The organism is Sphingomonas sp. Sph1(2015), assembly GCF_001970915.1.
In the GTDB taxonomy this organism is placed as follows: domain Bacteria; phylum Pseudomonadota; class Alphaproteobacteria; order Sphingomonadales; family Sphingomonadaceae; genus Sphingomonas; species Sphingomonas parapaucimobilis.
In genome coordinates this window covers 1-9,357 of sequence record NZ_MQUI01000077.1, presented here as the reverse complement: position 1 = coordinate 9,357, position 9,357 = coordinate 1, and the positions used below count along the sequence as shown (strand labels likewise).

Here is a 9,357-nt window from a genome sequence, read left to right as displayed (position 1 = left end):
GCCCGCTTATCCGGCGAAAGGGTGGGACCTGGGGTGATTCCTGTGGGGGGGGGAACTGCTCCCCCCTCCGTTCGCGCTGAGCGAAGTCGAAGCGCACGCCCCGCTATCGCGGCTTGGCTGATGCATCCCCTTGGCCTTCGACTTCGCTCAGGCTGAACGGAGCGGGGGTAAACAGGCTTAACCCCAATCTCACCGCCCCAGCATCAACTCCGGCCGCACCACCCGGTCGAAGGTCGCCTCGTCGACCAGCCCCAGTTCCAGCCCGGCCTCCTTCAGCGTCTGCCCCTTCTGATGCGCGTGCTTCGCGATCCTGGCGGCGTTGTCGTACCCGATCTCGGGCGCCAGCGCCGTCACCAGCATCAGCGAGCGGTCGAGCAAATCGGTGATCCGGTCGCGATTGACCGTCATCCCCTCGACCGTGCGCTCGGCAAAGCTCTCCATGCCGACCGCCAGCAAATGGATCGAGCGCAGCACGTTCGCGCCGATCAGCGGCTTGAAGACGTTCAGCTCCAGATGGCCCTGCAGGCCGCCGACCGTGACTGCGGCATTGTTGCCGATGACCTGTGCGGCGACCATGGTCAGCATCTCGCACTGGGTCGGGTTGACCTTGCCCGGCATGATCGAGCTGCCCGGCTCGTTGGCAGGCAGTTCCAGCTCGCCCAGCCCCGAGCGCGGGCCGGAGCCCAGCAGGCGGATGTCGTTGGCGATCTTGGTCAGCGCCACCGCCAGCACGTTCAGCGTGCCATGCAGGTCGACCAGCCCGTCATTACTCGCCAGCGCCTCGAACTTGTTGGGCGCGGTCACGAAGTCGAGGCCGGTCGCCTCGGCGATCTCCGCCGCGATCGCCTCGGCAAAGCCGTTCGGCGCGTTCAGTCCGGTCCCGACCGCCGTGCCCCCCTGCGCCAGCGGCAGGATATTGCGGTGGAGCGTCCCCTCGATCCGGTCGCGGGCATTGGAGAGCTGTTGCACATAGCCCGAGAATTCCTGGCCCAGGGTCAGCGGCGTCGCGTCCTGCAAATGGGTGCGGCCGATCTTCACGATGGAGTCCCACTCCTTCGCCTTGGCCTCCAGCGCGGCGTGGAGCCGGTCGAGCGCGGGGAAAAGCTGCTTCGTCACGGCAATCGCGGCGGCGACATGCAGCGCGGTCGGGAAGGTGTCGTTGGACGACTGGCCGCGATTGACATCGTCATTGGGGTGGACCGGCGACTTGCCGCCGCGCTCACCCGCCAGCATCTCGTTGGCGCGGCCCGCGATCACCTCATTGGCGTTCATGTTGGACTGGGTGCCCGATCCGGTCTGCCAGATGACCAGCGGGAACTGGTCGTCATGCCGCCCGTCGATCACCTCCTGCGCCGCCGCCTCGATCGCATCGGCCTTGTCCGCCGCCAGGCCATGGCCGCGATTGATCCGCGCCGCCGCCTTCTTCACGATGGCCAGCGCATGGACGATGCCGATCGGCATCTGCTCGCGTGGCCCGAACGGGAAATTCTCCAGGCTGCGCTCGGTCTGTGCGCCCCAATAGGCGCTGGCGGGGACTTCGATCGGGCCGATCGAGTCGATTTCGGTGCGGGTGGTGGCGTTCTGGGTCATGCGACAGGGACTCACCGATGGGGTCAGGGGTTCCCCGTTACATAGTCGTCATGTCGTCGACAGAGGAGGGCAGAATGCTTGCCACCCGCCCCCCACCCGCCTATCGCCGCCCTCGCGACAGGTTCCTCGAAAGAGGATGAAAAGGGAATGGGGTGCGACACCCCGGCTGCCCCTGCAACTGTAAGCGGCGAGCCGCCCGCCACGACGCCATTGGGGTAATGCCCGAGAAGGCGGCGGACCGGCCCCGACCCGCGAGCCATGAGACCTGCCCGTCGCGGTCGTCCTTCGGCTGGTCAGGGTGTACCGGACGAAACGGGGCTTTCCCCTCGCGCGGCGACAGCGCCTTTGGAGACTTGCCCGATGTACAAGCCGATTTCATGCTGAAGCCCGCCGCGAACGGCCCCGCCGTGGTCGCCTGCAACACCTGCCGCCTGTCCGACGAGGTGCGCGAGAACGAAGACGGCCAGCGCGGCGGCGCGCTGCTGGTCGAGGCGCTGCGCCGGGTGCAGGCCTCCGACCCCGCCTATGCGGATGTCGCGGTCGAGGAGATGCCCTGCCTCTTCGCCTGCCAGTCCTTCTGTACCGTCCACTTACGCTGCCCCGGCAAGGTCGGATACGTCATGGGGAAGTTCACCCCCGATGACGACGCCGCGCGCGCCATATTGGACTATGCCCGCGCCTATGCCGACAGCGACTGGGGACAGGTGCCCTACAAGCAATGGCCGCAAGGGGTGAAAGGCCATTTCCTGACCCGCACGCCCCCCGAAGGATATGTCGTCGAATGAGCGACTTCCCCACCATCGCCGCGTTCGAGACCGCGCTCGCCACCCTGCCCCAGCCCGACGACCAGGCACGCGCCGCCGCGACCGCGCGGCAGGGGCAGTTGACCAAGCCGCCGGGCTCGCTGGGCCGCCTGGAGGACATCGCGATCTTCCTCGCCGGATGGCAGGGCGTCGAGCGGCCCCGGATCGAGCGCGGCCGTGCGGTCATCTTCGCAGGGAATCACGGCGTCACCGCGCGCGGCGTCAGCGCCTTTCCGGCTGAGGTGACGGTGCAGATGGTCGCCAATTTCGCCGCCGGGGGGGCCGCGATCAACGCACTGGCGGCGGCGGCGGGGCTGGAACTGGCCGTGGTGCCGCTCGACCTCGACCGACCGACCGCCGACTTCACCGCCGCGCCCGCCATGACCGAGGAGGAATGCCTGGCCGCGCTGTCCGCCGGTGCCGAGGCGGTGGGTGATGCCGACCTGCTCGTGCTGGGCGAGATGGGAATCGGCAACAGCACCGCCGCCGCCGCGCTGGCCGCCGCCAGTTTCGGGGGAGCACCCGCCTTGTGGGTCGGGCCGGGCACCGGCATCGATGCCGAGGGCGTTCAGCGCAAGGCCTGGGTGGTGGCCGAGGGACTCGCACTGCACCGGGAGCATCTGACCAGCGCCTTCGAGATCCTGCGCCGTCTGGGCGGGCGCGAGATCGCAGGCATGGCGGGCGCGGTGCTGGCCGCACGCCACAAGCGGATCCCGGTGGTGCTCGACGGCTTTATCGGCACCGCCGCCATCGCACCGCTGGCCCATGCCAATCCGGCGATCAGCGCGCATTGCCTGTCGGGCCATTGCTCGGCCGAGCCGGGCCATGTCCTGCTGCTCGCGCGGCTGGGACTCGAGCCGATCCTGTCGCTCGCCATGCGGCTGGGCGAGGCGAGCGGCGCGGCGGTGGCGGTGCAGGTCATCCGTGCAGCCATCGCGGCGCATGACGGCATGGCGACCTTTGCCGAGGCGGGCATCTCGGGCGCGTGACCGGCTTTCGTCTCCATCTGCTGCGTCACGGCGAGCCCGAACTGACGGGGCGGATGCTCGGGCGAACCGACAGCCCCGCCACGCCCGGGGGCATCGCAGCCTGTGTCGCGCGGGCGGGCGGGCTGGACGTCACCCGCCGCATAGCCTCCGACCTGTCGCGCGCGCGGGCCTGTGCCGAGGCAATCGGTCCGACCGAGATCGATCCGCGCTGGCGGGAGCTGGATTTCGGGGACTGGGACGGACTGGCGGCGGCCGAGATCGCCCCGAAGGCGCTGGCCCGCTTCTGGGACGATCCCGATACCGCGCCCCCGCCGGGTGGTGAGCGTTGGTCCAATCTGGTTGCCCGGGTGCGGGCGGCCATTGCCGACCTGCCGCCCGAGCCGACACTGGTCGTCACCCATGGCGGCGCGATCCGCGCGGCCCTGCATGTGCTGTGCGGGTTCGATCTGCGTGCGTGCTGGTCGTTCGCGCTGCCCTATGCGGCGCTGGTCACGCTGGAGGTGTGGGACGGTGCGCCCCGCAGCGCGCAGGTGACGGGGCTGGTGACGGCATGAAGGCGCTGATCGTCGCGCTGGGCTTCCTCACCCGACTGCCCATGCCGCGCGTCGAGGCGGACGAAGCGAATTTTGCGCAGGCCATCCGGCTCTACCCGGTTGCGGGGCTGGTCATCGGGGTGATCGTGGCCGGGGCGGGCTGGCTGGGCGCGCTGGTCGACCCGTGGACGGGCGCGCTGGCGGCACTGGTCGCCTGGGTCTGGGCGACGGGAGCGCTGCATCTGGACGGGCTGGCCGACCTGTCCGACGGGCTGGGCGCGGCGCATGGCGATCGGTCGCGGCTGCTGGCGGTGATGGCCGATCCGCATATCGGGAGTTTCGGCGTGGTCGCGCTGGCAATGCAGTTGACCGCCAAGCTGGTGCTGCTCCACCGCGTGCCGCCCGAGGGCTGGCCGTGGATCGCGCTGATCCCGGCCGCCGCACGGATCGGACCTTTGGTCTGGGCGCGGATGCTGCCGCCGCTGAAGCCCGGCGGATTGGGGGCGATGGTAGCCAAGGCGGTCCGGCCGGTCGACATGATCGGCTGGATATTCGCCGCGCTCGTGCTGGGCCTGCTCTATCCGCCGGTGGCGGTCGCGCCGATCGTCCTCATGGCCCTGACGCTCTGGTTCCGGCGCAAGCTGGGCGGGGTGACCGGCGACGTGCATGGCGCAGGCATCGAACTGACCGAAACCGCGCTGCTCCTCGCCGCCGTCCTTTACGCCCTGCCCTGAGCGATCCGCAGCAGCGCGTCGCAATCGACATGCGCCTCCAGCACGGCGGCGATGGCGTCGAGCGCGGCATCGACATCGGTCCGGTGATCCGGCCCCTGCCCCGCCACGCCGATCCGGGCCAGCCATGCCGCGCGCTGTCCCGCCTCGCCCAGCAGGCCGTGGACATAGCTGCCCGCGACCAGCCCGTCGGCGCGGATCGCCCCCTCCGCCCGGCCATTGGCGAGATACCCTACCGGCCGCGCGGTATCGGGGCCGCTGGTCCGCCCGAGATGGATTTCATAGCCCGAGAACGGCGCACCCAGCGCCTCGCCCGTCACCGGCCGCACGGTCTTCTCGCCGGTCAGCACGGTCTCCACGTCGAGCAGCCCCAGTCCCGCGACCGTCCCGGCAGGCCCCTCGATCCCGTCCGGGTCGGCGACCGAGCGGCCCAGCATCTGGTATCCGCCGCACAAGCCCAGCACCGGCCGCCCGCGCCGGACATGCGCGGCGATGTCGATGTCCCAGCCCTGTACGCGGATAAAGGCCAGGTCGGCGATGGTCGCCTTCGATCCCGCCAGCACGATCATCGCGGCATCGGGGATCGGCTCGCCGGGGCGGACCATGACCAGATCAACCTGCGGCTCCAGGCGCAGCGGATCGAGATCGTCGAAATTGGCGATGCGCGGCGTGATCGGACAGGCGATGACGACCCGCCCGCCCATACCGGCGCGCCCGCGTTCCAGCACCACCGCGTCCTCGCTGGGCAAGCGCGCGGCATCGGCCAGCCACGGGATCAGCCCCAGCGAGTGCCAGCCGGTATGCTCGGCAATCGTTGCCATGCCGTCGGCGAACAGCGCGGGGTCGCCGCGAAACTTGTTGACCAGAAAGCCCCGGATCATCGCGGCGTCCGCCGGGTCTATGACCGCCTTGGTGCCGACCAGCGAGGCGATCACCCCGCCCCGGTCGATATCCCCCGCCAGCACCACCGGCACGTTCGCCGCACGGGCAAAGCCCATATTGGCGATATCGCCGCTGCGCAGATTGACCTCGGCGGGCGACCCGGCGCCCTCGACGATCACGAGGTCGCACTGCGCCTCCAACCGACGATAGCAGTCGACCACCTCGGGCAGCAGCCCGATCCGCCCCTCGCGCCATTTCGACGCGGGCAGCATCCCCCGCACCTGCCCCCGCACGATCAGTTGCGAGGTGCGGTCCCCCTGCGGCTTCAGCAGCACCGGATTCATGTCGACATGCGGCGTCACCCGCGCCGCCATCGCCTGGGTCGCCTGCGCCCGGCCGATTTCGCCGCCATCGGGCGTGGCGGCGGCATTGTTGCTCATATTCTGCGGCTTGAAGGGCCGGACGCGCAGCCCTCGATTGGCGAAGGCGCGGCAGAGGCCCGCGACCAGCACCGACTTGCCGACGTCCGATCCCGTGCCCTGGATCATCACGCCAGCCATGCGGCACTCCCCGCGATCACCCAGAGCAGCAGGCAGGCGCGCGCATAGACTTGCAGGGCGGTCACGATGTCGCGGGGCGACGCGGGCCGCCCCTCGCGCCCGATCCACGGCTTGATCTGGGTCACCCCGTCATAGGCGACCGGCCCGGCCAGTGCGACGCCCAGCGCGCCTGCCATCGCCGCCTCGGGCCAGCCCGCATTGGGCGAGGCATGGGCACGCGCATCGCGCTTCATCACCGCCCAGCCGCCAGCACCCGCGACGCACACCAGCACGCCCGCGATCCGCGCCGGAAGCCAGTTCGCCCCGTCGTCGATCCGCGCCGCCGCCCAGCCGAACGCCCGCCAGCGCGGCTCCTTATGCCCGATGATGCTGTCGGCGGTGTTGATCGCCTTGTACATCCACACCCCCGGCAGCCCGAGCAGCAGCAACCAGAAGAGCGGCGCGACGATGCCGTCGCAGAAACTTTCCGCCAGCGTCTCGATCGCCGCGCGCGACACGCCCGCCTGGTCCAGCCGCCCGGTATCGCGCCCGACCACCCGCGCGACCAGCGCTCGGGCGGCGGGCAGGTCGCTGCGTAGCAGCGCGTCGGCCACGGGGCGGACATGGACGTACAGGCTGCGCTGCGCGAGCGCGGGCCAGGCCAGCAGCGCGCTGACGATCCAGCCCCAGCGACCGAGCAAAAGGTGCGATTCCCGGTCGATCCACCATGCAAGCCCGCCGGTCAGCGCGATCAACAGGATCATGGTGACAACGCCCAGCCCCCGCCGCACACTTTCGGGCCGCTTCGGCGAATTGCCGAACCGCTCGGCCAGATTCAGAAACCGCGCAAATGCCCCCACCGGATGACCGACACGCGCATAGAGCCGGTCGGGCCAGCCGATCGCCGCATCGAGCGCCAGCGCGATCAGCGCCACAGGATCAGCCATGCCGCAATGCCTTATCCAATCGTTCAAGCTCCGCCGTGGCGGCGGGCACGCCGAAGCGCAACCGCCCCGGCGCGTCGGCGAACGGCCGCACCAATATACCTGCCGCCGCCAGTCGCCGGAAGATGGCGGCTGCCCCCGGCGTCTCCACCATGCGGAACAGCGGACAGGCGCCCTTCGCGGTCAATCCATGATGCGCCAGCACCGCGTCCAGCGCCGCCGCCCGCTCGACCAGCGCGATCCGGGTCGCCGCGATCCATGCGCGATCGGCATAAGCCGCGCTGCCCCAGGCCATGGCGTGCGCCGACACCGGCCAGTCCCCCAGCAGGTCGCGCAGCCGCGCCAGTATCTCCGGCGCGGCCATGACGAAGCCCAGCCGCACCCCGGCCAGCCCGAAGAACTTGCCGAACGACCGCAGCACCACGACCTGTTCGCCGCCATCGAACCCGCTTCCCGACATCGCGTCGGCAAAGGCTTCGTCGAGGATCAGCCAGCCGCCCGCCCCTTTCTGCGCCGCCGCCAGCCGGGCCAGTTGCTCGGGCGAGCGATGGACGCCATCGGGATTGTTGGGATTGGCGAGCAACAGGCTTCCCGCCTGCCCCGCCCAATCGTCTAGCGCGGACTGGTCGACCCGCGCAGAGGCGACCGCGCCATGCGTCCCATAGCTCGGTCGAATCGCGACGATCGGCTGCGGCACGCCCAGCAACGGCAACAGGCGCAGCGCCATCTCGCTGCCCGGCACCGCCGCGACCCGCTCCGCCGCGACGCCGAAATGCGCCGCTGCCCGTGCTTCCAGTCGGGCCAATGCGCTGCGATCCGGCAAGGGGGCGGCGTCGACCTCCAGCCCCCCGGGCGGGGTCCAGGCCACCGGGTTGATCCCCGTCGACAGGTCCAGCCACGGCGTCGGGGCATCGGGAAACAGTGCCTTAGCCGCGTCGATCCGGCCGCCATGATGGGTCAGCGCGGCCATGGGGGCTTGCGTCATCGGCCCGCTCCCGCGATGCGGAAAGGCATGACAAAGCCCCGAACCATCCTCGTGCTCGGCGGTGCCCGGTCGGGCAAGAGCCGCCATGCCCAGTCGCGGGCCGAAGCGATGACGCGCCAAGGCTGCTTCATCGCGACCGCGCAGGCCTGGGACGACGAGATGCGCGACCGTATCGCCCGGCACCAGGCCGATCGCGACGAACGCTGGACGACGGTCGAGGCACCTATCGCCCTGCCGGAGGCTATCGCCGGGCACGCCCGCGCCGACCGTGTCGTTCTGGTCGACTGCCTGACGCTCTGGCTGACCAACCTGTTGCTGGGCGAGGCCGATCTGGCGGCGGCGGGCGAGGCGCTGGTCGCTGCGCTGGCCGACGCGGCCGGGCCGGTGGTGCTGGTCAGCAACGAGGTCGGCTTCGGCATCGTTCCCGACAATGCGCTGGCGCGGCGTTTTCGCGATGCGCAAGGGACGCTCAACCAGCGCCTGGCACGGGTATGCGACGCGACCGATCTGGTGGTGGCGGGGCTTCCCATGCGGCTTTCAGGAGAGAAATGATGCGAACCGACGCCGAACATGCCGAGCGCATGGCCAAAAAAAAGGCCGCCCAGGACAGCAAGGTCGCCGCGCGCGACGCCGAAAAGGGCCTGATCATCGTCCATACCGGCAAGGGCAAGGGCAAGACGACCGCCGCGCTCGGCATGGTGATCCGCGCGGTCGGCCATGGCATGCGCGTCGGCATGGTCCAGTTCGTGAAAGGCGCGATGACCACCGGTGAGGCGGCGGTGCTGGCGCGCTTTCCCGAGGTCGATTTCCACGCAATGGGCGAAGGCTTCACCTGGAACACGCAGGACCGCGCCCGCGACATCGCCACCGCGCGGGGCGCGTGGGACGAGGTCAAGCGGATGATCGCCGATCCGTCCTATGACCTGATCGTCGCGGACGAGCTGAATATCGTGCTGCGCTATGACTATCTGCCCGTCGACGAGGTGCTGGAGGTGCTGGCGACCAAGGGCGCGATGACGCATGTCGTCATCACCGGCCGCAACGCGCCGGAGGCGCTGATCGAGGCCGCAGACCTGGTGACCGACATGACTCAGGTGAAGCACCCCTTCCGCGAACAGGGCGTGAAGGCGCAAAAGGGTATCGAATTCTGAGCTTCGGCGTGGAGGGATACACCACAAAGCGTTTGGCTTGGGGCCATGCCCTCCCCCAACCCCTCCCGCCTGCGGGAGGGGAGACACTCTTGGCCAAGCGATAGGCTCGAAGCCCCTCCTCCCGGCAGGGGGGAGGGGTTTGGGGTGGGGGCTGGGCCACAGGTGATGCAGCTTGGGGCCATGCCCTCCCCCAAACCCTCCCGCCTGCGG

General features: G+C 70.1%; 10 protein-coding genes and 1 riboswitch. Of the genes, 6 read left to right on the top strand and 4 right to left on the bottom strand.

Going from position 1 to position 9,357, the window contains the following annotated elements:
* Nucleotides 1-189 precede the first annotated feature (189 nt).
* Nucleotides 190-1,590, bottom strand: a complete 1,401-nt coding sequence (gene fumC / locus BSZ14_RS18085; protein WP_076711971.1) for a class II fumarate hydratase — start codon at nt 1,588-1,590, stop codon at nt 190-192.
* A gap of 102 nt (nt 1,591-1,692) precedes the next feature.
* Nucleotides 1,693-1,877, top strand: a riboswitch (cobalamin riboswitch).
* 90 nt (nt 1,878-1,967) lie between these two features.
* Here fumC and BSZ14_RS18080 point away from each other — a divergent pair.
* Genes BSZ14_RS18080 through cobS form a run of 4 tightly spaced genes read left to right on the top strand, consistent with a single transcriptional unit; the run spans nt 1,968 to nt 4,649 of the window.
* On the top strand, nt 1,968-2,375 hold the full coding sequence (locus tag BSZ14_RS18080) for a DUF1636 domain-containing protein (RefSeq protein WP_042484528.1): 408 nt from the start codon (nt 1,968-1,970) through the stop codon (nt 2,373-2,375).
* Complete coding sequence (gene cobT / locus BSZ14_RS18075; protein ID WP_076711970.1) at nt 2,372-3,382, top strand: nicotinate-nucleotide--dimethylbenzimidazole phosphoribosyltransferase; 1,011 nt, start codon at nt 2,372-2,374, stop codon at nt 3,380-3,382. Before BSZ14_RS18080 ends, cobT begins: the two co-directional genes overlap by 4 nt.
* Nucleotides 3,379-3,936 (top strand): histidine phosphatase family protein, encoded by a 558-nt coding sequence (locus BSZ14_RS18070; RefSeq protein ID WP_076711969.1) that lies wholly within the window; start codon nt 3,379-3,381, stop codon nt 3,934-3,936. Before cobT ends, BSZ14_RS18070 begins: the two co-directional genes overlap by 4 nt.
* Nucleotides 3,933-4,649 (top strand): adenosylcobinamide-GDP ribazoletransferase, encoded by a 717-nt coding sequence (gene cobS, locus BSZ14_RS18065; protein WP_076711968.1) that lies wholly within the window; start codon nt 3,933-3,935, stop codon nt 4,647-4,649. The genes BSZ14_RS18070 and cobS overlap by 4 nt, the downstream gene beginning before the upstream one ends.
* Here the strand turns inward: cobS and BSZ14_RS18060 are convergent.
* From BSZ14_RS18060 to BSZ14_RS18050, 3 genes are read right to left on the bottom strand one after another with little or no spacing between them, the layout of a single operon-like run.
* Entirely contained in the window at nt 4,634-6,088 is a 1,455-nt protein-coding gene (locus BSZ14_RS18060; RefSeq protein ID WP_076711967.1) for a cobyric acid synthase, read from the bottom strand. The two genes, cobS and BSZ14_RS18060, sit on opposite strands and share 16 nt — an antisense overlap.
* Nucleotides 6,076-7,014, bottom strand: a complete 939-nt coding sequence (gene cbiB, locus BSZ14_RS18055; protein WP_076711966.1) for an adenosylcobinamide-phosphate synthase CbiB — start codon at nt 7,012-7,014, stop codon at nt 6,076-6,078. Before cbiB ends, BSZ14_RS18060 begins: the two co-directional genes overlap by 13 nt.
* Nucleotides 7,007-7,996 carry an aminotransferase class I/II-fold pyridoxal phosphate-dependent enzyme gene (locus tag BSZ14_RS18050; protein ID WP_241823829.1) on the bottom strand — a complete coding sequence of 330 codons (990 nt, stop codon included), beginning with the start codon at nt 7,994-7,996 and terminating at the stop codon, nt 7,007-7,009. The genes cbiB and BSZ14_RS18050 overlap by 8 nt, the downstream gene beginning before the upstream one ends.
* A 27-nt stretch (nt 7,997-8,023) precedes the next feature.
* Here BSZ14_RS18050 and cobU point away from each other — a divergent pair, with 27 nt between their 5' ends.
* On the top strand, nt 8,024-8,548 hold the full coding sequence (cobU, locus tag BSZ14_RS18045; RefSeq protein ID WP_076711964.1) for a bifunctional adenosylcobinamide kinase/adenosylcobinamide-phosphate guanylyltransferase: 525 nt from the start codon (nt 8,024-8,026) through the stop codon (nt 8,546-8,548).
* Nucleotides 8,548-9,147, top strand: a complete 600-nt coding sequence (gene cobO / locus BSZ14_RS18040; RefSeq protein ID WP_415412606.1) for a cob(I)yrinic acid a,c-diamide adenosyltransferase — start codon at nt 8,548-8,550, stop codon at nt 9,145-9,147. The genes cobU and cobO overlap by 1 nt, the downstream gene beginning before the upstream one ends.
* Nucleotides 9,148-9,357 lie beyond the last annotated feature (210 nt).